Source organism: Nocardia sp. NPDC058633 (assembly GCF_042717045.1).
Lineage (GTDB): Bacteria > Actinomycetota > Actinomycetes > Mycobacteriales > Mycobacteriaceae > Nocardia.
In genome coordinates this window covers 46,603-70,487 of record NZ_JBHXRA010000001.1, presented here as the reverse complement: position 1 = coordinate 70,487, position 23,885 = coordinate 46,603, and the positions used below count along the sequence as shown (strand labels likewise).

At 68.9% G+C, this 23,885-nt stretch carries 15 protein-coding genes; 9 read left to right on the top strand and 6 right to left on the bottom strand.

What is annotated here, in order from left to right; all coding sequences use genetic code 11:
- Positions 1 to 83 precede the first annotated feature (83 nt).
- Together ACFWUR_RS00265 and ACFWUR_RS00260 are read right to left on the bottom strand one after the other, a co-directional pair.
- Entirely contained in the window at positions 84 to 3,806 is a 3,723-nt protein-coding gene (locus ACFWUR_RS00265; RefSeq protein ID WP_378899474.1) for an ATP-dependent helicase, read from the bottom strand.
- Positions 3,737 to 7,507, bottom strand: a complete 3,771-nt coding sequence (locus ACFWUR_RS00260) for an ATP-dependent helicase (RefSeq protein WP_378900532.1) — start codon at positions 7,505 to 7,507, stop codon at positions 3,737 to 3,739. The genes ACFWUR_RS00265 and ACFWUR_RS00260 overlap by 70 nt, the downstream gene beginning before the upstream one ends.
- Positions 7,508 to 7,595: 88 nt before the next feature.
- Between ACFWUR_RS00260 and ACFWUR_RS00255 the strand changes: the two genes are divergently transcribed.
- The 4 genes from ACFWUR_RS00255 (at position 7,596) to ACFWUR_RS00240 (ending at position 11,242) form a co-directional block, all read left to right on the top strand.
- Positions 7,596 to 8,384, top strand: coding sequence for an alpha/beta fold hydrolase (locus tag ACFWUR_RS00255; RefSeq protein WP_378899471.1), 789 nt, complete (start codon positions 7,596 to 7,598; stop codon positions 8,382 to 8,384).
- A gap of 4 nt (positions 8,385 to 8,388) precedes the next feature.
- The gene (locus tag ACFWUR_RS00250; protein ID WP_378899468.1) at positions 8,389 to 8,679 is read left to right on the top strand and encodes an MGMT family protein; all 291 of its coding nucleotides are present in this window, start codon (positions 8,389 to 8,391) and stop codon (positions 8,677 to 8,679) included.
- Between the two features lie 305 nt (positions 8,680 to 8,984).
- Positions 8,985 to 10,727, top strand: a complete 1,743-nt coding sequence (locus ACFWUR_RS00245; RefSeq protein WP_378899465.1) for an NTP transferase domain-containing protein — start codon at positions 8,985 to 8,987, stop codon at positions 10,725 to 10,727.
- Positions 10,728 to 11,086: 359 nt separating this feature from the next.
- The gene (locus ACFWUR_RS00240) at positions 11,087 to 11,242 is read left to right on the top strand and encodes a hypothetical protein (RefSeq protein ID WP_378899462.1); all 156 of its coding nucleotides are present in this window, start codon (positions 11,087 to 11,089) and stop codon (positions 11,240 to 11,242) included.
- A gap of 48 nt (positions 11,243 to 11,290) precedes the next feature.
- Here the strand turns inward: ACFWUR_RS00240 and ACFWUR_RS00235 are convergent, their stop codons facing one another.
- Positions 11,291 to 11,494: a hypothetical protein gene (locus ACFWUR_RS00235; protein WP_378899459.1), complete on the bottom strand. Its 204-nt coding sequence runs from the start codon at positions 11,492 to 11,494 to the stop codon at positions 11,291 to 11,293.
- 169 nt (positions 11,495 to 11,663) lie between these two features.
- Here ACFWUR_RS00235 and mtnA point away from each other — a divergent pair, with 169 nt between their 5' ends.
- The 3 genes from mtnA to mtnC are packed head-to-tail and all read left to right on the top strand — an operon-like array spanning position 11,664 to position 14,931.
- On the top strand, positions 11,664 to 13,673 hold the full coding sequence (gene mtnA, locus ACFWUR_RS00230) for an S-methyl-5-thioribose-1-phosphate isomerase (protein WP_378899456.1): 2,010 nt from the start codon (positions 11,664 to 11,666) through the stop codon (positions 13,671 to 13,673).
- Positions 13,670 to 14,239, top strand: a complete 570-nt coding sequence (locus tag ACFWUR_RS00225) for an acireductone dioxygenase (protein ID WP_378899453.1) — start codon at positions 13,670 to 13,672, stop codon at positions 14,237 to 14,239. Before mtnA ends, ACFWUR_RS00225 begins: the two co-directional genes overlap by 4 nt.
- Positions 14,236 to 14,931, top strand: coding sequence for an acireductone synthase (gene mtnC, locus ACFWUR_RS00220; RefSeq protein WP_378899449.1), 696 nt, complete (start codon positions 14,236 to 14,238; stop codon positions 14,929 to 14,931). The genes ACFWUR_RS00225 and mtnC overlap by 4 nt, the downstream gene beginning before the upstream one ends.
- A 115-nt stretch (positions 14,932 to 15,046) precedes the next feature.
- On the opposite strand, the gene ACFWUR_RS00215 is transcribed toward mtnC, so the two are convergent.
- The gene (locus tag ACFWUR_RS00215) at positions 15,047 to 16,591 is read right to left on the bottom strand and encodes an alanine/glycine:cation symporter family protein (RefSeq protein ID WP_378899447.1); all 1,545 of its coding nucleotides are present in this window, start codon (positions 16,589 to 16,591) and stop codon (positions 15,047 to 15,049) included.
- A 119-nt stretch (positions 16,592 to 16,710) separates the two neighbouring features.
- Positions 16,711 to 17,619: a hypothetical protein gene (locus ACFWUR_RS00210; protein ID WP_378899445.1), complete on the bottom strand. Its 909-nt coding sequence runs from the start codon at positions 17,617 to 17,619 to the stop codon at positions 16,711 to 16,713.
- Positions 17,620 to 17,835: 216 nt separating this feature from the next.
- Between ACFWUR_RS00210 and ACFWUR_RS00205 the strand changes: the two genes are divergently transcribed.
- Positions 17,836 to 18,669, top strand: coding sequence for an alpha/beta fold hydrolase (locus ACFWUR_RS00205; RefSeq protein WP_378900529.1), 834 nt, complete (start codon positions 17,836 to 17,838; stop codon positions 18,667 to 18,669).
- On the opposite strand, the gene ACFWUR_RS00200 is transcribed toward ACFWUR_RS00205, so the two are convergent.
- Entirely contained in the window at positions 18,666 to 19,394 is a 729-nt protein-coding gene (locus tag ACFWUR_RS00200; protein ID WP_378899442.1) for a helix-turn-helix transcriptional regulator, read from the bottom strand. The two genes, ACFWUR_RS00205 and ACFWUR_RS00200, sit on opposite strands and share 4 nt — an antisense overlap.
- 770 nt (positions 19,395 to 20,164) lie before the next feature.
- On the opposite strand from ACFWUR_RS00200, the gene ACFWUR_RS00195 reads away from it, so the two are divergent.
- Positions 20,165 to 23,875 carry a nitrate reductase subunit alpha gene (locus ACFWUR_RS00195; protein ID WP_378899439.1) on the top strand — a complete coding sequence of 1,237 codons (3,711 nt, stop codon included), beginning with the start codon at positions 20,165 to 20,167 and terminating at the stop codon, positions 23,873 to 23,875.
- Positions 23,876 to 23,885: the final 10 nt, after the last annotated feature.

The window sequence follows — 23,885 nt, the reverse complement described above, 5'->3', positions numbered from 1 at the left end:
TGTTTTCGGCCTGGCGGCTTGCGCCGCCGGGTGACCGGCCTTGTTCGCCTCGAGCTTTCCTCGGCGACCGCAACACTATCGGCTCAGTGGGCCTGGTGTGGATCGGCGTCGATGTTTGCCGGTGCGGCGTCGCGGATGAGGCGCTCCAGTTCGGCGGGGCCCGCCAGCCGCTCGGGGGCGATGGTGCGGCCGGAGCGGATGTAATGGAATGCGGCGCCGACGCGTTGGAGCATCCGGTCCTCGGTCTCGCCGGTGCGGGCGGCCATCAGCCGGGCCCAGGCGAGTCGGTACACGGCCAGCTGCATCGCGACGGTGGGCTCGTCGGCGGGGCCGGGTTCGGCGCCGGTCTTCCAGTCGACCACGATCCACCGGCCACCGGGTTCGGCGAACACGGCGTCCATGCGGCCGCGGATCACCGTGCCGGCGATACTGGTTTCGAACGGCACTTCCACGTCGACGGGGTTGCGGTGCGCCCACGGTGAGCGCCGGAAGGCCGACTGCATGGCGGCGAGTTCCTGGTCGGCGCGGCCCATTTCGCCTGCGCTGTCGGCGGCGCCGGGCAATTCGTCGAGGCCGAGCAACTGTTCGGTGCCGAACCAGGACTGCACCCAGGCGTGAAAAGCGGTGCCGCGCCGCGCCATCGGGTTCGGGGGGTACGGGAGCGGGCGGCGCAGCCGGGCGGCCAGGCGGGTGGGGTCGGCGCGTAGTTCGACCAGGGCGGTGGCGGGGAGTTGGCCGGGCAGTTCCACGCGTTGTTCGGCGAGTTCGGCGGCGGTGAACTCGGCGAGGAGGGCGTCGACGTCGTTGATCCAGCCCTCGGGGTCGTCGTCGACGATGTCCGCCGAGTCGAGCCCGTCCTCGGACACCGTTGTGCCGCTGCGCAGTACGTCGAGAGCGTCGCGGACCAGCGCGGCGCCTTGTTCGATGGGGTCACGGCGGTTGCCGAGTGGGTCACGGGGCCACGGTGCGGTCGGCGGGTTGTCGGCGAAGGGGTTCACCGCGTCCGGCGCCGGCTTGTCGTCCCAGCGGGCGATGGTGGCGACGCCGTATGCCGCGCTGTCCGGGTTGTCGTTCGCTTCTTTGAGTTCGAGCAAGAACTCCGACGGGCCCTTCTGCGAGCTGCCCGTCTCCGGCCAGTAGTAGGACGAAACCAGCAGCACCCGTTCGGTTCTGGTGAGAGCGACGTAGAACAGGCGGCGTTCTTCGTCGAGCCGTCGGCTCTTGAGCGCGTTCTTGTGGTCGGCGATCGCGTGCTCGAGTTCGGAGCGGTCCCCTACCGCGCCGAGGTCGAGCACGGGGACACCGTCGGAGGCGTCCGGCTGGGCGCGGTCACCGCGCAAGGTGGTGGGGAGTTCGGTGAGCGCCCCGAGCCAGGTGCTCAGCGCCGTGGTCGACGGGAACACGGTGGCGCTCACGTGCGGCACCGCGACGACTTCCCACTCGAGTCCCTTGGCGGCGTGCACGGTGAGAACCTGCACGCGGTCGCGAGCGACCTCCACTTCGCCCGGCTCCAAACCGTTTTCGACCGATTCGGCCGCGGTGAAGAAGGCCAGCAGGCCGCTCAGCGATGCTCGGGAGTCGGCGGCGTACCCGGCGACCACCTCGGCGAAGGCGTCGAGATGTTCGCGGCCCGCGCCCCCACCCGCGATAGCGCGCCTGGTCTGCGTCTCGACGCCGACCCCGATGGTGCGTTCGACATCGGCCACCAGCTCGACCAGCGGTTGCCCACTGCGCTCCCGGAGTGCGGCCAGCTCCTCGCTCAACGCGGCGATCCGCGCGAATCCGGCCTCGGAATACTGGTCCGCCGCCCCGGGGTCGGCGATGGCATCGGCCAGTCCGGCCTGTTCGGTCGGTTCGGGCGCCACCTCGCGCAGCGCTGTCGCCAGCCCGGCGGCATCGGTGATCGCGTTCGCGGTGTCGCCGGACAGACTGCCGATGGACAGCATGCGCGCGCGCCGGGCCAGCGCGGCCAGATCGGCCACCCCGATCCGCCACCGCGCGCCGGTGAGAATCCGAATCGCCGCACTCCCGGTCCCCGGCTCGGCGATCAACCGCAGTGTGGCGACGATATCGGCGACCTCCGGTGTCGCCAACAACCCACCGAGCCCGACGATCTCGACCGGCAGGCCCTGCTCACGCAGCGCCTCGGCCAGTGGCGCCGCATCGGCATTGCGTCGTATCAACACCGCCGAGGTAGGCGGCGGCTCTTCGTTCTCCCGCGCGGTCCCCCATTCCCGCGCGATCCGCTCGGCGATCCACTCGCGCTCCTGGGCGATGGTTTCGGTGAGCGCGAACTCCACCACCCCTGCCTGCGCCGCCGGTTTGGCCCGCAACGCGTCCACCGTCGCTCCACCGGCGGCTCGCGCCACCATCCGCAACGGATCGGCCACGAGATTCGCCAAGGCCAGCGCTTCGGGCGGATTCCGCCAACTGGTCAGCAGCGGCAGCACCGGCGCGGGAACCCCCGGCGCAGCGGGGAAGTCGGTGGCGAACCTCGGCAGGTTGGCCGCCGATGCGCCCCGCCACCCATAGATGGATTGCATCGGGTCACCCACCGCCGTGACGGCCAGTGCCCGCACAGGCGCCATGGATTTCTCTGCAGCACTGCGCATTACCCGGTCATCACCGTGGTCGCGCACTGCGCCGTTCCCAGGATGACCGGCCGACGCCCGACCACCCCCCGCGCTGTCGGTGGCAGCATCGTGATCCAGCCGGTCCGGATCCTGCTCACCCATCGCGAACAGGGCGTCGTCGTCGGGACGCGGCAGCCGCGCGTCGCCACGGATCCGCACCGGCGTTCTCGGCCGATCCTGTTGCACCGCTTCGGCATTGCCGAACAGTGCCGACAGCAGTACCCGTTGGGCGTGGCCGGTGTCCTGGTACTCGTCGAGCAGGACCAGCTTGAATCGACCGCGTTCGGCGGCGGCGACTTCCGGGTGGTCCACGGCGAGCCGCGCGGCCAGCGACATCTGCGATCCGAAATCCAGGGCGCCACGGCGGTTCAAGGCCTCGGCCAGCTGGCGAACCAGGGGCAGCAGGGCTACCCGTTCACGCTGCGCGGACACCACGCCGAGCAGCGCCTGACTCGGTCCCCCGCGTTGACGTGGACCGGCGGGCAACGTGTACACGAGCTTCTCCAGCTCCGCGTGCGCCGCGGCCAACTGCTCCGGTTCCACCAGGTGTTCGGCCAGCTGCCCGGACAGCGCCAGCACCGCCTCGGTCACCGAGACCGGCGTGCGGTCGGTGTCGAGGTCACCGTCCCAGGACCGCACCACCTCGTGCGCGAGCTGCCACAGCTGGGTCTGGGTGAGCAACGCCGCCGAGGGCTCCACCGGCAGCAACAACCCGTGCGCGGTGAGCAGCCTGCCCGCGTAGGAGTGGTAGGTGCTGATCTCCGGCTCGGCCCCGGCGACGATCGCGCGCAACGCGCCGCTGGGGTCGATCTCGCGCAGCAGCGGCGCGCCGGCCAACCGCGCCAGCCGCGTACGGATACGAGACGTCAACTGCTGGGCGGCTTTTCGGGTGAATGTGAGCCCGAGTACCTCGTCGGGCGCGACCAGTTGATTGGCCACCATCCACACCACGCGCGCGGCCATCGTCTCGGTCTTACCCGCGCCCGCGCCCGCGACGACCAACGTGGGTCCGGGTGGCGCGGCGATGACCGCCGACTGCTCCTCGGTCGGGGGTGGCAGGCCGAGCGCGTCGGCCAGCTGCCGCGGGGTGACGCGCACGCCGCTCACTCGTCGGTCACCTGCCGTCCGGTGTCCTGCACCGGGCAACTGCCCGCGACGGGGCAGTGCCGACATCCGTCGTTACGCACCGCCAGATAGCCGGGCCCGCGCGTCGCATCGGCCGCATCGTGAATGGTGGTGCGCCACTGGTCGAGTCCCTCGCTGTCGAGCGCGCTCTGCGTCCGCTCGGCCGCGCCGGTCTTGCGGTTCGGCTTGGCGACGTAGACCAGCCGCGCGCCACCCGGGTCGACCGCGGGCGCGGGCTCGTCGGAGTCCTCCTCGTCCAGTGCGCCGTGCGCGGCCGCCACCTGATAGGTCGCCAGCTGCGCGTGATCGGCCACCGCTTTCTCACTGACCGGCGTCTTGCCCGTCTTCACGTCGACGATGACGAAACGCCCTTGCCCATCCCGTTCGAGCCGATCGATTCGTCCCCGAATCCGCACGGCCCGTGCGCCTTCCGCACGCGGGGGCAACACGCAGTCCACCGGCACCTCGATCCCGGCCTGGGTGAGCTCGCCGCGCGTGGTGCGCACCCAGGCGAGGAAGGTCTCCAGCATCGTCTCGGTGCGGCGCAGTTCCTGACGCGAATGCCAGCCGTCGGCGGGGTCGATCGTTCGCCACGCCTGGTCCAACGCCGCGCGCACCTGCGCCTCGGGGACATCGCCGGCCAGCGCCTGCACGAGGGTGTGCACGAGATTGCCCTTCACCGCGTGCGGGTTGTCGCCGTCGGTGCCGCCGTGTCGTTCCAACGCCCACCGCAGCGGACAGGTGCGCAGCAGTTCCACGGTCGAGGGCGACAACCCGATCGGCGAATCGTCGTCGTCCCAGAGTTCGCGCTGTGAGCTCAGTTCGGCGGTGCCGTACCAGTCGTCGGGGTCGGTGCCCGGCACGCCGGCGTCGGCCAGCCGCGCCAGTTGGCGGGCGGCCCGGTCGCGTCGCTCGGCGTCGGCCCCGGGATCACACACCACTCCGCGCAATTCGGCGACCAGCGCGTGCATCACCAGCGCGCGCCCCGGATCGGCGACCGGTAGCGCGCCCGGTTCGCCGTTGTCGTCGTCGCCGACGAGTTCGGCGAGAAACCGTGACGGCACCAGATCCTGGTCTCCCGCCGCGGATTCGACCGCGGTGACCAGCAGCGACCGCCGCGCGCGGCTGCACGCCACGAGCAGCAGCCTGCGTTCTTCGGCCAGGATCGGCGCTGCCCTGCTCACCGTCGCGCTCGGATCCACGCCGCCGACCAGGTCGATGAGGTCTTCGGTGTGCAACAGCGTGCCCCTCGACCGCGGGTTGGGCCAGATGCCCTCCTGCACGGCCGCCACCGCCACCACGTCCCATTCCCGGCCCACCGCGGCGTGCGCGCTGAGCAGGGTCACGGCGTCACCTTCGGCGGTCAGCGGCCGACCCTGCTGCGGGAGTTGCTGGTGCAGCAGGTATTCGACGAACCCGTCGATGCCGGCCTTCGGCAGCCGGTCGACGTAGGCGGCGGCGGCATCGAACAATTCGACGGCCGCGTCGAGGTCGCGATCGGCTTGCATGCCCGAGGCTCCGCCGCGCCGCGACTGCCGGAACCACCGGCGTTCCAGCTTCGAATTCGTCCACAGCGTCCACAGGACGTCTTCGAGACCCTGCCCCCTGGCCTGGGTTTCCTTCGCCTTCGCCACCGCGCGCAACACCCGACGCAGCGGTGCCGCTTCGACTTCGGTGAGCCCGTCGAGCAGTCGTTGCTCGCCGACGCCGACGATCAGGTCGCGCAACACCTCGGCCGAGGACTGATCGATCAGCGGGACCGCCGGTGGTGGTGGACGCACGGCTTCCACCACAGTGTTCGCGGCAGGCGGGTTCTCCACATCGAGCAGATCGATGTCGTCGGGCAGCCGCTCGGCGACATCCCAGTCCGGTTCGGGTTCCGGGCGCAGCGGGTCCGGTGGCGGCGACCACTCGTCGTCGACCGGATCCGGTTCGGTTTCAAGCATTCTCGGGGCGAGTACGGCCTCGTCCCAGAGCAGGAACTGGTCGGCGCCGTCCACACTGGGTGTGGCGAGGGCACCTGTGCGTTCGAGGTCGAGCACGCTGCGCCGCACACCACGACGCAACCGGCGCAGCGCGATCTGGTCGGCACCGCCGAGCGGCCCGGACAGCAGATCCATCGCGTCGTCCGGGGTGAACATCGCGTCGATCGCCCGCCGTGAACCCGGCCGCGACGAATCCCCCGCCAGCAACACCCGCAGCGCGAGCACCATCCACGCCGCCCCGCGCCGACGCGCCAACGGCTCGGCCACCGCGGGCCTGCGCACCGGCACGCCCGCGGCCAGCAGTGCCCGCCGCAACGGCGCCAGCGACAACGGCACCGATCGCACGATCACCGCCATCGCCGACCACGCAACACCGTCGGTGAGATGCGCACGACGCAGATGGTCGGCGATCAGCGCCGCCTCCTTGGCGGGAGTCGACAACACCCGCACTCGCACACTCGACTCGTCGACGGGAGGTAGGTCCTCGGGTGGCGGTTGCTCCTCGGGTGGCGCAGGTTCCGGCCATCCGTCTGATTCGGCGCCAGGTACGGCGGTCTGCGTCGCGCCGGATTCGGCGCGCGGGTCGAGGTGGGCGAACAGTTCGCTGTCCACATCGAGGGCCGAAGCCACTACCGGCTTCTCGGGTGGTTCGTTCTCCTGCCCGGGCAGGACACGGTGTCGCGCACTCCCCGGCAGCCTCGCCGCGATGCGCGCGTTCGCCAATCGAATCGGCGCACCACTGCGATGGTTGTGGCGCAGCACGATGCGCCGCTGCGCGACGGTGTCGAGGTTGGTGAGGAAGTGCGAATCCGCGCCGCGGAAGGTGAAGACCGCCTGGTCCGGGTCGCCGGTGACGACGGTGCTCGCGCTCCCGCTGCCGATGGCCCGCACGAGTGTCGCGGCCTGCGGGTCGAGATGCTGTGCGTCGTCGACGAACAGGTATCGGATCCGATCTCGTTCGCCGGCAAGCAGATTCCGATCACCGGCCAGCGCGTCCAGCGCGGCGCCGACCAGTTCGGCGGCATCGAGGGCGGGCGCGGTGGCTTCCGGTGCGGCGACACCGACCGACCAGCGCAGCATCGACGCCTGCTCGTAGCGCTGGAAGAACCGCCCGGCCGCCACCCACGCGTCGTTGTCGTGTTCGCGACCGAGTGCCATCAGGTCCTCCGGCCCGAGTCCGCGCTCGGTCGCGCGCAGCATCAGGTCGCGCAGTTGCTCGGCGAACCCGCCCAGTGCCAGTGCGGGCTGCAACCGCGGCGGCCACAATCCACCCGCCCCGTCTTCGATATCGGCGAGATCTCCGCGCAGCATCTCCCGCAGTACCGCGTCCTGTTCCGCGCCGGTGAGCAGTCGCGGCGGCGGATTGCCGTGTAGCTCCGCATGCCGACGCAGCACCGAGAACGCGTAGGAGTGCAGCGTCCGCACCATCGGTTCCCGGCTCGCGCCCGGAATACCCCCCGCGCCTGGCCCCAACTGGTGGGTGATCGCATCGCGCAACGCGGCCGCCGCGTGCTTGGTGTGGGTGAGCACCAGCACCGAGGCCGGGTCGGCGCCGTCGACGATCCGCGCGGTCACCAGGTCCACCAGCAGCGCGGTCTTGCCCGTGCCCGGCCCACCCATCACCTGCCACGGCCGCCATCCCGGCCGCGGCGGCGCCGGCTGTGCCTGCTCGGCGAACAGCGCGCGAACGGACGCGCCCCAGGCCCGCGGCCGGGGCGCCCGCGTTGTCCGGCGCACGAGTCGCACCGAGCTATCCGATCGCACCACATCGGCTATTGCAACAGACCAGTCCGACACACCGGCGCACCCGTCCCGGGGGGACCTCCTGCGAGACCGCGCGCGACCGGCCAGAATGGCAGCTGTGTCGTCGCTTCATGTGTACCGATTCGGCCCCGCCGACGGTCCCGTCGTCCTCGCCCTGCACGGTCTCACCGGCCATGGCAACCGGTGGGAAACCCTCGCCACCGAGCACCTGCCACAAGCCCGGATCATCGCCCCCGACCTGCGCGGACACGGCCGTTCCACCTCGCTGCCGCCGTGGGATCTCGAAACGATCGTCGCCGATCTCGCGCAATTGCTGCGCGCCGAGACCGACGGCCCGGTCGTCGTGGTCGGCCACTCCTTCGGCGGCGCCGCGGGCATTCACCTGGCCCGGCAGCACCCCGATCTGGTGCGCGCCCTCGTCCTGCTCGATCCCGCGATCGGCATCGACGCGAAGCTGATCGAACAGGTCGCTCTGGCCAACCTCGCCTCGCCCGATTACACCGACCTCGCCGAAGCCCGTTCCGACAAGCAGGTCAGCGCGTGGGGACCCGACGAAGTAGACCCCGAGGTGCTCGAACGGGAGTTGGCCGAACACCTCGTGCCGACCGAGGCAGGCCGGGTCGGCTGGCGCGTCTTCCAGCCCGCGATCACCTCGTACTGGAGTCAGCTGGCGCGTCCGTTCGTGCTGCCGCCCGCCGATGTGCCGACGGTGCTGGTCCGCGCCGCCAAGGTGCAACCGCCGTATGTCGGCGCGCAGTTCCTGGCCGCCCTCACCGCCCACCTCACCAGCTTCACCGCCGAGGTCTGGGACTGCGACCACATGGTCGCCCAGGCCCGCCCCGCCGACACGGCCGCGCTGATCGCCGCGGTCCTGTAGCCCGATGGCCGTCACCACGGAGGAACAGGTCGAGAGGGTCCGCGAACTCGTCGCCGCGATCCCGCCGGGCCGCGTCGCCACCTACGGCGATATCGCCGCCGCGGCCGGGCTGTCCTCGGCGCGCACGGTCGGCTGGATCATGCGCACCGACTCCGCCGATCTCCCCTGGCATCGTGTCATCGGCTCCAGCGGACGCCCCGCCGCGCACCTCGCCACCCGCCAGCTGCGACTGCTCACCGAGGAGGGCGTTGCGATCGTCGACGGCCGGGTCGTCCTGCGCACGGCGCGACTCTGAACGGCGAGCTCGCGACCGCGCATATACCGGCTCCCGCCGGATCGCCGGCCCAACTGAACGGGTTCGCATGCTTCGGTCTTCAACGAGGGTTCCGAAGGTGTCGAGGTCGATGAACCCCTACGTCGGTGGTGCGGGTCCGCGGCGGGCGTCCGAGCATCGCGAGAGGACAGGTTCCGTCCGCGCCGAGCCGACGAAGGTCGTCACCGCTGATCCACCGCCGCGCTCGGCTGCGCGGGCGGCTCTAGCCCCGGCATCACGCCTACTAGCATGACTTTCGTGCCGATTACCCGATCCAGGATCAGCCGATGACCGCCGCCGACGCCATTGTGCTCGCGGGTGGGCGAGCCAGCCGGATGGGCGGGGTCGACAAACCGGCGATCGTGATCGGTGGCCGCTCGATGCTCGACGCGGCGTTGGACGCGGTGCGCGACTGCGCCGAGGTCGTCGTGGTCGGACCGCATCGTCGCGAACTCGATGACCGATTCGGGCAGGTTCGTGAGGTGCCGCCGGGTTCCGGACCGGTCGCCGCGATCGGCACCGGCCTCACCGCGCTCGACTCCGCCGCGCCCCTGGTCGTGGTGCTCGCGGCCGACATGCCCTTCCTCACCGACGAGACCGTCCACCAATTGCTCCGCAGCGCAACCGAATCCACCGCTGATGCGGTGTTCGCCATCGACGCGTCCGGCCGACCGCAATATCTCGTCGGCGTTTGGCGGCGCAGTGCGCTCGCGGAAGCGCTGGCCGGGTTGGATTCGCTGGTCAACCAGCCGATGAAGGCCATCGTGCCCGCCGAGACCATCCTGGTGGAACTGCCCGATATCGCCGACTGCGACACCGAGGACGAGGTGCGCCGCGCCCGCGAAGCCGTGGCCACCGACCGGGCGTCGGCTCGTCTCGACCTCACCGAAGCGCGCGAACGTCTCGGCGCCGGCCTGACTCCCCTGGTCGCCTATGAGGCCGCACTGAGCGAAGTCCCCGGTGCCGCGCTGGCCGCGCCGATCACCGCCGCGGGCCCACTGCCCCGCTTCGACGTCTCCGCCATGGATGGTTACGCCGTCTGCGGCGACGGTCCGTGGCAGTTACGCCGCGACGTCGGCTTCGCGGGCGGTGCTCGGCCGCAGGGCCTGCGGCCCGGCGAAGCGGTCCGCATCGCCACCGGCGCCCACGTCCCCGACGGCACCACGTCGGTGCTGCGCGACGAATTCGCCGCTGTCACCGCCGACGAGCTGACCCGCCTGCCCGACACCCCGGTCCGCGGCGATGTCCGAAACAGCGGCGAGGACAGAAAGATCGGCGACCTCGTCGCCCCCGCGGGCACTCGGGTCACCGCCGCCCTACGCTCGGCCGCCGCCTCGGTCGAGGTCACCACAGGCACGGTGCGCGGACCGGTCCGCGCACGAATTGTCATGACCGGCGACGAAATTCGCAGCACCGGCCCCCTCCAGACCGGCCAGACCCGCGACTCGATCGGCCCCGTCCTGCCAGATCTGCTCGCCGGCTGCGGTGTTCGCGTCGTCGACCGTGTCCACCTGCGCGACACCGCGCACAGCTTCGACGAGATGCTCACCGATACCTCCGATTTCGACCTGCTCGTCGTTGTCGGTGCCACCGGCGGCGGCGCGGCCGACCAGCTTCGCACCGCCATCGCCCGCGCCGGAGCGCGCATCCTGGTCCCCCGACTCGCCCTGCGCCCAGGCGGTTCCACTGTCGTCGCCGAACTACCCACCGGACCGACCGTCCTCGGCCTGCCCGGCAACCCGTTCGCGGCCATCGCCGTTCTCCTCGCCCTGACGCCGGCGATCGTCGCCGCCCGCACCGGCGCCGCCCTGCCCAGAAAGATCCTCGGCCCCCTCCACAACGCCGCCGAGATCACCGCACCGGTGCAACGCATCACCCCCGCCCGCTACGCCCCCGACGGCGGCTGGCTGGGCGATCCCACAGTCCGCACCGCTCACCTGGCCGGCCTGATAGACCGCGACGGCTTGGTCATAGTCCCGCCCGGAGCCACCGACGGTTCAACCGTCGAATTCCTCCCGCTCCCTTGCTGACCGAAGGCCATTCCGAGACTTTCGAAAACGGTCGAGATCCCGCCGCAATTCACGCGTCGGCACAGAATGGCGAAATCTGGAATACGGGCGGCGATGCGCAGTCGACGGCGAAATCCACCGATTGTTCCGCCGAAAGCTCTCCGACCAGGCATTTTCCGATCGGCAGCCGCCGTTCACGGGACTGACACGCCGCATTTGCGCCGGTAGGAAACCTATTTTCGCCGCAGGTCTACCGCCACGCCGTAATGGTGCTTATTGTTGGTCGGGTCAGGCGTGGGACGCCCCGCACGCGAGGTGGATTGCGTCGGACAGTGCGTTGAAGGCTTTATCCTTTATCCCTCGGAAAGGACCGTGTGGAGATGGCTGACAAGTCTAGGAAAGCGCCGAAGAAGATGCCCAAGCAGATGCCGCGCCAGCAGCAGGAGCAGCGGCAGGAGCAGGGGCAGGACTCGCAAGGGATGCCGCGAGCAGGCCAGGACGATCGGCGTGAGCAGCGCCGCCCCGGCCATCACTGATAGATGTGTCGACGAGCCGCCGGTATCGCTACCGGCGGCTCGTCCACGTCATGCCCCCACTCTCGGTAGCGCGCCTCCCGCGGATTCGCCCCGCCCACGCCGAACCGTCGACGGATCGGGAACGGGCACCGCGTCGAACTGGCGGCGGTTGCACTCCGGAGCCGGTGCGGCGAATGCCGCGCGCTCCGCGCCGGTTTCGCCGATCCGGCCCGGATACGGCGCCCGAGCCCGGTCGACGGCCAGGTATGCCACGACCGGATCGTGACTGAACCGCGCTGAGCGTTCACAAGTCGGACTCACCGTCGCATTCTCGACCGTTCGGGCGAATAGTGTGCGCCCGGCGCGGGGCCCAGCATTCCGGCTCCGGTCCAGGTCGGATACCGTTGCGTAGCCAGATCTACCGCGCAGCGAGGACAGACCCATGGACGACAGTTCCCTGATCTGGGACGACGGTGCGCTCGTCACCATCGACCAGCGCGGACTGCCGCACGAGGTACGCGAACTGCGCCTGCGCACCGTCGACGAGATCATCGAAGCGATCACCACTCTCGCCATCCGCGGCGCTCCGGCGATCGGGATCGCGGGGGCGTTCGGCGTGGTCATCGCCACCAGGGCACACACGCGCGCTCCCGCAGAGCCGGGCGCCCCGGCCGATACCACGCTCGGCGCGCCGAGCAGCGCACCCGGGGCACCAAGCGGCCCAGCCCACAGCTCGCCCGACACAACAACGCCAGCCCACACCACACCCGGTGCGCCGAGCAGTCCGACCCACAGCGCACCCGGCACGACAAGCACCCTGGCCCACAGCGCGCCTAACGTGACAAGAACCCCGGCCCACAGCACACCCGGTGCGACAAGCGTCGTCGGCGACAGTGCGGCACACGCCCGTGCTGCCGCCGTGGTCGACGTGGCCGCTGCGCAGGCCGAGGCAGACCGTATCGCCGCGGCGCGACCGACGGCCGTCAATCTGGCATGGGCGGTCGATCGGGTGCGTGGCCGGATCGCCGACGGCGCCGACGCGGTGCTGGCCGAAACCCTGGACATGCTCGCCGAGGACGGGCGAGTCAACCTCGCCGCCGCCACCCATGCCGCCGACCTGGTGCAACAGCTGTGCGGTCGGCAGCCGCTACGACTGCTCACCCACTGCAATACCGGCCGCCTGGCCACCAGCGCGGTGGGCACCGCGATCGGCGCGTTGCGGGTGCTGCACGAGCGCGGCGCCGTGGCGGACGTGATCGTCGACGAGACCCGCCCGTTGTTGCAGGGCGCCCGACTCACCGCGTGGGAACTGGCCGAGGCGGGCATCCCGCACCGGCTGACCATCGATTCCGCTGCCGCTTGGGCGATGGCGACCGGCCAGGTCGACGCCGTGCTCGTGGGCGCGGACCGGATCACCGCCAACGGCGATGTCGCGAACAAGATCGGCACCTTCGCCCTGGCGCTGGCCGCCCGCCATCACGGCATTCCGTTCATCGTGGTGGCCCCGGAATCCACCCGCGACACCGCGATGGCGACCGGCGCGCAGATCGTGGTGGAGCAGCGGGCCGCCGCCGAGGTCACCGGATTCGGCGGGGTCGCGACGGCACCGGCGGACACCGCGGTGTTCAACCCGGCGTTCGACGTGACACCTACCGACCTGGTCACCGCGGTAGTCACCGAAAACGGTGTGGTCTACCGCAATTCCTTCGACGCCCAGGGCCCTGCCGCGAATTCCGACGAGGCGCGCGAGTATCGCGCACAGGGTCATTTCGCACCGCCCGGTGAGTCCCCGGATGTGGCCGAACAAGGTCTGGCGATCGCCGCCATCGCCCGTCAGCTCTATGAGCGCGGGTGGATGCCGGGCACGGCCGGCAATATCTCGGTGCGGATCGACTCCGCCGAAACCGGCCGCGATGCCCTCATCACCGCCAGCGGGTTGTCCAAAGGTGAACTGAGCGCCGACGATTCGGTTCTCGTCACGATCGCCGACGCCACGCCGCGCCCGGGCCAGAGCCGGAAACCGTCCGCGGAGACCAGCATTCACACCGCCGTCTATCGCACCCGCTGCGCCGGCGCGGTAGTGCACGTGCACTCTCCGTTCGCCACCGCGTTGGCAACCACCGCCGCGCGGCCCGGCGACACGGTCACCTCGGTGCGGATCAGTGGTTTCGAACTGCTCAAGGGATTCGGCCTGGCAGACCCGTCGACGGTGTCGATCCCGGTTTTCCCGAACTGGCCGGAGGTGGCACGGATCGGCGCCGACATCGAAAACTACCTCGGCGAAAACCCTGATGCCCCACCGATTCTGTTCATCGCCGCGCACGGGATCACCACCTGGGGTGACACTCTCGCCCAGGCGCGTGATCGCGCCGAGTGCCTGGAAGCCCTGTGCGAGTTGATCGCCCGTACCGGACGCACCGACGCCACGTCTCTCGAGATCGGACCGACATGACCCTGCTGCAAGTGATGGCCGCCGACAATGCCGCCGACGTCCGCGTGCGTACCACCGATCCCACCGAGATCGCCGCCGAGCTGGCACAGCACGGTATCGCCTACTCGCACTGGGACGTCCGCGCCGACGCCGCCGTCACCGACTCCGACACCCTGCTCGCCCACTACGGCCCGCAGATCGCCGAACTCAATGCCTCGGGCCGCTACGAGCACATCGACGTGGCCCGCATCCACCCCGACGCCGACGACCCGCAGTGGCCCGCCACCGCCGCCGGTGCGCGCGCGAAGTTCCTCGACGAGCACCGCCACGCCGAAGACGAGGTGCGCTTCTTCGCCGCGGGCCGCGGCTGCTTCTACCTGCATGTGGGCGACGCCGTGCTCGCGACGGTCTGCGAAGCGGGCGACCTGCTCTCGGTGCCCGCGGGCACCCTGCACTGGTTCGATATGGGCACCACCCCCGACTTCATCGCCATCCGCTTCTTCGAGGAGGCCGACGGCTGGGTCGGCGACTTCACCGGCGACAAGATCAGCGCGAACTTCCCGACGCTCGACGACCTGCTCGCGTGACCCGCGCGATCGTCCTCGATATCGAGGGCACCACCAGCCCTACCGACGCGGTCCGCACCGACCTCTACGGGTACACCGCCGCCCACCTACCCGCCTGGTTGTCCGAGAACACCGACGGCACAGCGGATTCGGTGATCACCGCCACCCGCGAGCTGGCCGGTGAACCCGACGCGGGGCCCGACCGCATCGCCGAGATCCTGCGTGGCTGGCTGGCATCCGATGTCAAAGCCGAGCCGCTCAAGACGGCTCAGGGCGCGATCTGCGCCCAAGGGTTCCGCGCGGGCGCGCTGCGCGGCCGCTTCTTCGACGATGTGGCCCCCGCGCTGAAAGCCTGGCACGCCGGCGGCTTCGGGCTGTACGTCTATTCCTCGGGGTCCGAACGCAACCAACGAGATTGGTTCACCTTCGCCGACGCGGGCGACTTGTCCGACCTCATCATCGACCACTTCGACCTGGTGAATACAGGCCCCAAACGCGAGGCGGCGTCCTACACCTGCATCGCCGATCGCATCGCCGTCCCCCCGGCGGAGATCCTGTTCCTCTCCGACCACCCGGACGAACTCGACGCCGCCGAAACCGCGGGCTGGCAGGTCGTCGGCGTACACCGCCCCGGCGAACCCAATCCCCCACGCCCGCCTCACCGTTGGGTGAGCTCCTTCGCCGATGTCGAGGTCGACCGACGCACCCGTTGAGGCACCGGAAGCAACATCGCCGAGCGGTCGATTCGTCACGCTCGGCATCACCGTCGTCCGACGCCGAGCAGACACTCGTCGAGGTCGGTGGATCACCGACCTCGACGAGTGCGGGTCACGACGGGATCGAGACCTTGTCGCGGTCCGCCTGCGGCTCGTAGGTCTCCCAGAAGGTGGCGTTGGGGATGTCGAGTTCTTTCGGGTCGAAGACCGGGTCCTTGCCTGCCTTCTTCTGGCGCTCGTAATCGCGCAGCGCCTTGAACGCGGGCTGCTGGATGATGATGATGCCGACGATGTTGAGCCAGGCCATCAGGCCGACGCCGATGTCGCCGAGTGTCCACGCCTCACTGGCGGTCGAGACCGCGCCTGCGGCGACGGACACCAGGATGAGAGCCTGCAGCACCAGGGTCGTGTTGCTACCGATGGTGCCGCGGATGATCGGAACCGGCTTCGCCGCGTGCTTGCCGACCAGGAATCGGACGTTCGTATCGGCCATGTAGTAGTAGGCGATGATCGTGGTCAGGCAGAAGAAGGCCAGCGAGACCGCGACGAAGGTGGAACCGAATCCGCCCCAGAGCGTGTCGACCGCGTGCTGCGCGTACGCGGGGCCCACGGCGATATCGGAGGGCAGGGCGCCACCGTCGTGCAGGACGGCGCCGTCGGCCGACTCCCCTTCGAAGACCCGGTAGGCACCGGTCGAGAGGATCAGGAATCCGGTCGCGGTGCAGATGAACAGGGTGTCGATGTAGACGGCGAACGCCTGGACCAGCCCCTGCTTCGCGGGATGGGAGACCTCGGCGGCAGCGGCGGCATGTGGTCCGGTGCCCTGCCCCGCTTCATTGGAGTACACACCGCGCTTGACGCCCCACATGACCGCCGAGCCGACGATCGCGCCGAATGCGGAGTCGAGGCCGAGCGCGCTGCGGAAGATCAGCGACAGGATCTCGGGGATCTGTCCGGCGTTGGCGAAGACGATCACCAGGGCGAGCAGAATGTAGGCCACCGCCATGAACGGCACGACCACCGAGGCGAACGCCGCGATGCGCTTGACACCGCCGATGATCACGAAGGCGAGCACGATCACCGTGCCGACCGCGACCGCCCATTCCGAGACACCCCAGGCCTGGTTCATCGCGGCGGCCATCGAATTGGACTGCACGCTGGGCATCAGCAAACCGCACGCCAGCACCGTGACCGCGGCGAAGATCACGCCATAGACCTTGAACAGCGGAGCGGCCTTGGTGTGGGCGAGCACCCTGCTGAAGTAGTACGCGGGACCACCCCGGTACTCACCGGTCAGCGGGTCGCGGGTTTTGTAGATCTGGCCGAGGGTGCACTCGACGAAGGACGTCGACGCGCCGAGGAAGGCGACCATCCACATCCAGAACAGCGCGCCGGGTCCACCGAAGGCGATCGCCGTGGCGACACCCGCGATATTGCCGGTGCCGACACGCCCCGACAGCGACATCGCCAGCGCCTGGAACGAGGAGACGCCCGATGCCGACTTCTCCCCGTGCATCAGCAGCCGGATCATCTCCGGGATCTGGCGAACCTGGACGAACCTGGTCCTGATCGAGAAATAAACACCTGCGGCCAAGCACAGGTAGATCAGCGAGTCGCTCCAGATATACCCGTTGATCGTGGTCAAGAACTCGGACACTTGATTTGCTCCCTAACGATGTCGAGGTCGGGAGCCATGATTGCACGTCGGATAACCGCCGAGTAACTGAACCGGTTACATTCTTGTGAGCAAAAGTAACAGTATTGGGCGGGCGCGATTCACCGTCCCACCGCCCGTAACTCCGCCGCGCTGCCCGCCTGCCCCGCGCCCTCGCGAAACACGCGCCGCGCGTGTACCGCCACCGGGCCGGACGACCACGGCGCCAGGGTCGTGGTGAACATCAGCTCGCACCACGACAGCGGCGGAACATCGCCCGCGCACAGCGTGGCGATCAGCGACAGCTCGGTGTCGTGGCCCAACCACGACGCCACCAACCACGAGGCATCGAATCGACCGAGGAATTCCTCGGCGTCCGCCGGCGGTCCGAGCGGTGCGTCCACGGTGAGATGGACGACGGCCGCGATCGCGTGGCGCATCGTGGCGTCCATGCCGACGGCGTCGTGCAACAGCAGGCTTTCCAGTGCCGAACGCAGTTCCATCGAGGGATCGGGGGCCAGATCGTGCATGTCGAGCCTTTCCTGTGGTTCGGACTGCTGGTCGAGACCGCCGCCGGTGATCGCCCGGAGCGCCGGAATGGTCTGTGGTGGCTCCGGATCGACGAGGCCGGTCAACGGGCCCGACGTCCAGTCGAGCCTGCCGAACGCCTGGCACCAGTCCAGGGCCGGATTGTCCTCGGTGACAACCAGTTCCAGTGCCAGCCCGGCCATCGACGCGGTACAGGCCAGGGTGACGGCGTCGAGTCCCTCCTCGCTGACCGCCAGGTGCAAGGTGACCTGCTCGGCCCCGGTGTCCTCGCGGGCTCGGCCCGCGAGCCAGATCGCGCGGCCCGCGGCCCCCATCGCGGCAGCGAGTTGATCTCCGCGCGGATGGTCGGTGTCGGCGTCGATGAACGGGCCGTACCAGATCGCCCTGCCCTCCGCGTCGCAGACCGCGAATGTCGCCGACACACTGTCGCCTGCGGCGGCCAGACTTATGTGCGCGTCCAGCCCCTGCTCGGTCACCCTCATCGCTGTCCCCGTTTTCCGATTCGAGCCGAATATCGGTACGCCCCCTATCCAATCCGTCATGAACGAACATGTCCACAGGGCGCGCACAAATTACCGGCCCCAGCAAGGTACATACACTCGCCGGTGAATTCACCGCACCGGCGCTACACCGAACAGGCGAAGCCGCATTCGGTCCGCAACCGGCGAAATCTCTCGCGTCGCTTGTATGTTTCGACCATGCCCTTCGTGCACTCCGAATCTGTCAACATCCATTTCCGCACCGATGCCGTCCACGGTCCGACACTGCTGCTCGCCCATGGATTCCTCATGGACGAATCCATGTTCGACCCGATTCGGAAGGTACTGGCGCACACCGATATCAATGTCGTCACCTGGGATGCCCGCGGTCACGGCCGCACCGGATACGGTGTCGGCCCCCACTTCGACTACTGGGACCTGGCCACCGACGGTCTGCGGGTGCTCGATGCTCTCGGCGTGGAGCACGCGATTGTCGGTGGTGTGAGCCAAGGCGGTTATGCCGCGCTGCGGATGGCTCTGCTCGCTCCTGAACGCGTCACCGGATTGGCGTTGCTCGATACCGAGGCCGACGCGTGCACCAGGGACGAGCGAATCTATTACGAGAACTTCTTCGACGAATGGTGCGGTGTGGGCGCATTGCCGCGATTGGCCGAAGACCTCGCGCCGCGATTGATCGGCGGAACCGATCCCGAGATCTGGCGTATCTGGATCACCCGTTGGCTCGCCACCGATCGCACCGCGATCCGACCGGCGGCGCGCACGCTGATCGGGCGCGATTCTATTGCCGGGCGCCTCGGTGAGATCAGCGCGCCCGCTCTCGTGCTGCGCGGCGAACACGACGCCACCAGCACCGTGGACAAATGCGCGCGGTTGGCGGCGGGCCTGCCGGGAGCGAGAGGCGTGCGCACAGTGGCGGGTGCGGGTCACGGCTGCGCGCTGACCCACCCCGAACAGGTGGCGGCCGCGCTGGCGGCGCTGGTCACCGCCTGCGCCCCGGACTCGGTGAAACCGGTGGCGGTCGCCGGTATCTAGTGGTCGGGACCGCGTACACCCAGGTAGTACTGGATGCGGCCGGGATAGGCGACGGAGTCGAGCCGGAACAGTTGGACGTCGACGGTGTAGTTCTCGCCGGTCTGCAGATCGCACAGCCGCATCGCGGTGTGATCGCGGCCGTATACGGTGTCGCCGTCGTCCCAGATGCGGCGGAAGTCGCGATACCGCGCCAATTCGTCGAGCAGCTCGGTAGCCCAGTCTCCGCCGCCCTGCTGGCCGATCAGGCCGCGTAGCCAGTGCACGGTGAGCGTGGATTCCTTCTCCCATTCCACCATTACCGTCCGCGAGAGCGGGTTACCGAAGAACCATCGAAGAATATTGACGTCCTCGACCAACCCGGGGAACGCGCGGTCGTACGATTCATTGCCCGCGAGCACGTTCCAGCGGGTATCGACGTAGGCGGCGAGATCGGGTTCCTGCAGCGCCAATGTTCGGCGCATCTCGACAGTGATCTCGGCGCGCAGATCCTCGACTGTCGGATTGTCGACAGGGGCGAGCCCGGCCAGATCGAAAAGATGTCTTCGCTCGATATCGGTCACCGGTGCGATCCGGTTCAGGTAGCGCACTAGCGCCTCGATCACCGCACGTGTCGGTCGGTCCCGGTCCCCACTCTCCAAATGCGTGATGTAACTCGCGCTGACCCCCGCCGCGAAGGCGAGCTTCTCCCGGGAAATCCGACGATCATCGCGAAGTCGCCGCAGCAACCCGCCGAGTGTCGGCGGTTTCGGTGACCCGTCGGCTCCGTCGAACGATGGTTTCGGTAGCACCCCAACCCTTCCTGTCTGCACGGGCCCATCCTGGATGACTGTTCAACCTCCAACCGACTGCCGACCGGAAAAGATGCCGTTTCTTTATATTGGCGCCGTGCCATTTGGATAGTTAACGCTCGGCAATCATGTTCGCGGGTGCGAAATGTGGTGCGCTGAACCGAATTAAAAGGATTCGAAATCTTTCCGTTCAGCAATGCTATAAGATTCGCGCCGCGCAACCCGTGGTCGTCGCGACCCCTGCCCGCTCACCCAGCCCGGCCGCGCAGCGAGCGCCCACGGACCCTTCCCGCCGAGCGCGCCGATCGTCGGGTCCGCGGGGCCGCACCGACCGAGGCGATCATCGTGTCGCACACCGGCGCGACCCGACCGCAGTTGTGTGGGGCGTCACATCAGCGCTGTTCAGCGAGCACAGCGGTTGTGTAAACAAATGTAAACCGCGGGAGAACCAGCCGTTTCCGAAGCATCACCGTCGCCCCTCCGGCGCGCCCCCCGATCACCGTGTTCGGCCAGCTCGTGACTCATTCACCCAGGTGAGCTCTCGGTCAGCGGTGCCGTCGTCGACCTCCCCCGTGACCACGACATTTCGCCGACCTCACAGCTCACCGCGGCCCGACTCCGGATGTGAAAAGTTCGTTTTGCCGAAGCACCCCGCCTCCTTACAGTTTCTCCCAACAGCCCGATTTCACGCACTTGAAGGGGGCGTCGTGGTTAATTCGCGCACGCAAGGTCCGTCGCCCACCGATTTCGGCGACACATTGCTGAACCTCGGTAAGTATTTCCAGCGGGGCGAGGTCTCGCCCGACAACCGGTCGGTGTACAAGGTCGGCGGCCGTGATGCCGACGAGTTCTACCGGGACCGCTGGTCGCACGACAAGGTGGTGCGCTCCACCCACGGCGTGAACTGCACCGGCTCGTGCTCCTGGAAGATCTACGTCAAGGACGGCGTGATCACCTGGGAATCCCAGCAGACCGACTACCCGTCGGTGGGCTCGGACAAGCCCGAGTACGAGCCGCGCGGCTGCCCGCGTGGCGCCTCCTTCTCCTGGTACACCTACTCCCCCGCCCGGGTGCGTTACCCGTACGTGCGTGGCACCCTGCTCGACCTGTACCGCAAGGCCAAAGCCGAGCTCAAGGACCCGGTGCTGGCCTGGGAGTCCCTCGTCGAGGACCCGGTCAAGGCCAAGGCCTACAAGAACGCGCGCGGCAAGGGTGGGTTCGTGCGCGCCGAATGGTGGGAAGCCGCCGAGATCGCCGCCGCCGCCCACGTTTACACGATCAAGCAGTACGGGCCCGACCGCGTGGCCGGCTTCTCGCCGATTCCCGCGATGTCGATGGTGAGCCATGCCACCGGCGCGCGTTTCGTGTCGCTGATCGGTGGCTACATGCTGTCGTTCTACGACTGGTACGCCGACCTGCCGGTGGCCTCGCCGCAGGTGTTCGGCGACCAGACCGACGTGCCGGAGTCCGCCGACTGGTTCGACGCGGGCTATCTCATCATGTGGGGCTCCAACGTCCCGGTGACCCGCACCCCCGACGCGCACTACATGACCGAGGCCCGCTACCGCGGCCAGAAGGTGGTGGTGGTCTCCCCCGACTACGCCGACAACACCAAGTTCGCCGACGAGTGGGTGGCCGCGCGGCCGGGTACCGATGCCGCGCTGGCGATGTCGATGGGCCATGTCGTGCTCAAGGAGTTCTTCATCGAGAAGCAGACTCCGATGTTCACCGACTACATCAAGTCCTACACCGACCTGCCGTACCTGATCTGCCTCGACGAGGCGGCGGATCAGGACGGCGCCCTTCCCGGCAAGTTCCTCACCGCCGCCGATCTGGGCCACACCGGCGAGGGCGTCGAGCACAAGCCGGTACTGCTGGACCAGGCGGGCAACCCGGTCGTACCGAACGGTTCGCTGGGCCACCGCTTCGGCGACGAGGGCGCGGGCAAGTGGAACCTCGACCTCGAAGGCGTCGACCCGCTGCTCACCCTGCTCGGACATTCCGGCGACGCGCCCGCCACCATCGCGCTGCCGCGTTTCGACACCGATGTCGCCGGGTCGATCATCCGTGGTGTCCCGACGAAAATCGTCGCGGGCAAGCGGGTTACCACGGTCTTCGACCTGTTGCTCGCGCAGTACGGCGTCGGCCGCGACGGTCTGCCGGGCGAGTGGGCCAAGGGCTACGACGACGCGGAGTCGCCGTACACCCCCGCCTGGCAGGAAGCCATCACCGGTGTTCCGGCCGTTCAGGCGGCGCGCATCGGACGCGAATTCGCCGACAACGCCGAACGTTCCGGTGGCCGCTCGATGATCCTGATGGGCGCGGGCACCAATCACTGGTTCCACTCCGATCAGATCTACCGCGCCTTCTTCACCTTGACGCTGCTCACCGGCTGCCAGGGCAAGAACGGCGGCGGCTGGGCCCATTACGTCGGCCAGGAGAAGTGCCGTCCCGTCACCGGTTGGGCCACATTGGCTTCGGCGAGTGACTGGCAGCGCCCACCGCGCCAGATGCAGGGCACCGTGTTCTGGTACCTCACCAACGACCAGTGGCGCTACGACCCGTTCACCTCGGACTCGTTCGCGTCGCCGCTGGGCAAGGGCAAGTTCGCCGGTCGCACCGCCGCCGACAACATCGCCCTGGCGAGTCGTCTCGGCTGGATGCCCAGCTACCCGACGTTCAACCGCAACCCCCTTGATCTGGCCGACGAGGCCGCCGAGGCCGGAAAGACCCCCGCCGAGCACGTCGTCGACGGTTTGAAGTCCGGCGACCTGCGGTTCGCCTGCGAAGACCCGGACGCCCCCGAGAACTTTCCGCGCGTGCTGACCGTGTGGCGCGCGAACCTGCTCGGTTCCTCGGGCAAGGGCAACGAGTACTTCCAGAAGCATCTGCTCGGCTGCGGCTCCAACCTGCAGACCACCGATGCCACGGGTGTACGCCCACAGGAACTGGAATGGCGCGAGGAAGGCGCCGAAGGCAAGCTCGATCTGCTTCTCGCACTGGACTTCCGGATGACCAGCACCACGTTGTTCGCCGACATCGTGCTGCCCGCCGCCACCTGGTACGAGAAGCACGACCTGTCCTCCACCGACATGCACCCCTTCGTGCACGCGTTCTCCCCCGCCATCTCCCCTCCGTGGGAGGCCAAGACCGACTTCGAGGCGTTCCACCGCATCGCGCGCGGCTTCTCCTGGCTGGCCGAAAAGCACCTCGGCACCCGCAAGGACATCGTCGCCGTGCCGTTGCAGCACGACTCGCCCGATGCGCTCGCGCAGGCCGGCGGCAAGGTGCTGGACTGGAAAGCCGGTGAGTGCGAACCGATTCCGGGCAAGACGATGCCCAAGATCGTGGAGATCGAACGCGACTACACCAAGATCGCCGAGAAGCTGGCCGCGCTCGGCCCGCTGGTGGAGAAGCTGGGCCTGACGACCAAGGGCGTCACCACCTTCCCCGAGGAAGAAGTGGCGTACCTGGCCGGACAGAACGGCACCATCGTCTCCGGCATCGCCGCGGGTCGACCCTCGCTGGCCAAGGACACCCACGCCGCCGAGGCCATTCTGTCGCTGTCGGGCACCACCAACGGCCGCCTGGCGGTCGAGGGGTTCGAGGCGCTGGAGCGGCGGACCGGCACCGAACTGGTCGACCTCGCGAAAGAGGCCGAAGGCAAACGGATCACGTTCGCCGACACCCAGGCCCGTCCGGTCCCGGTGATCACCTCCGCCGAATGGTCGGGCTCGGAATCCGGTGGCCGCCGGTACTCCCCGTTCACCATCAATGTCGAGCGGCTCAAGCCGTGGCACACCCTCACCGGTCGCCAGCACTTCTATCTCGACCACGACTGGATGATCGAACTCGGCGAGCAACTGCCGATCTTCCGTCCGCCGCTGGACATGTCGGCGCTGTTCGCGGAGCCGAGCATCGGCAAGGTGAGCGGCAACGGCCTGACCGTGCGCTACCTGACGCCGCACTCCAAGTGGTCGATCCACTCGGCATACCAGGACAACCTGCACATGCTGACGCTCTCGCGCGGCGGGCAGACGATCTGGATGTCGGACCGCGACGCGGTGAAGATCGGTGTGGCCGACAACGATTGGATCGAGGCGATCAACCGCAACGGCGTGGTCGTGGCCCGCGCGATCGTCTCGCACCGGATGCCCGAGGGCACGGTCTTCATGTACCACGCCCAGGACCGCGCGGTCGACGTGCCGCGCATCGAGGGCGCCGAGAACACCACCGCCGAAGCCAAGGGCAAGCGCGGCGGTATCCACAACGCGCTCACCCGGGTGCTGATCAAGCCCTCGCACCTGATCGGCGGCTACGCCCAGCAGTCCTTCGCCCTGAACTACCACGGCCCCACCGGAAACCAGCGTGACGAGGTAACGACGATCCGTCGCCGCAACCAGAACGTGGAGTACTAACCATGCGCGT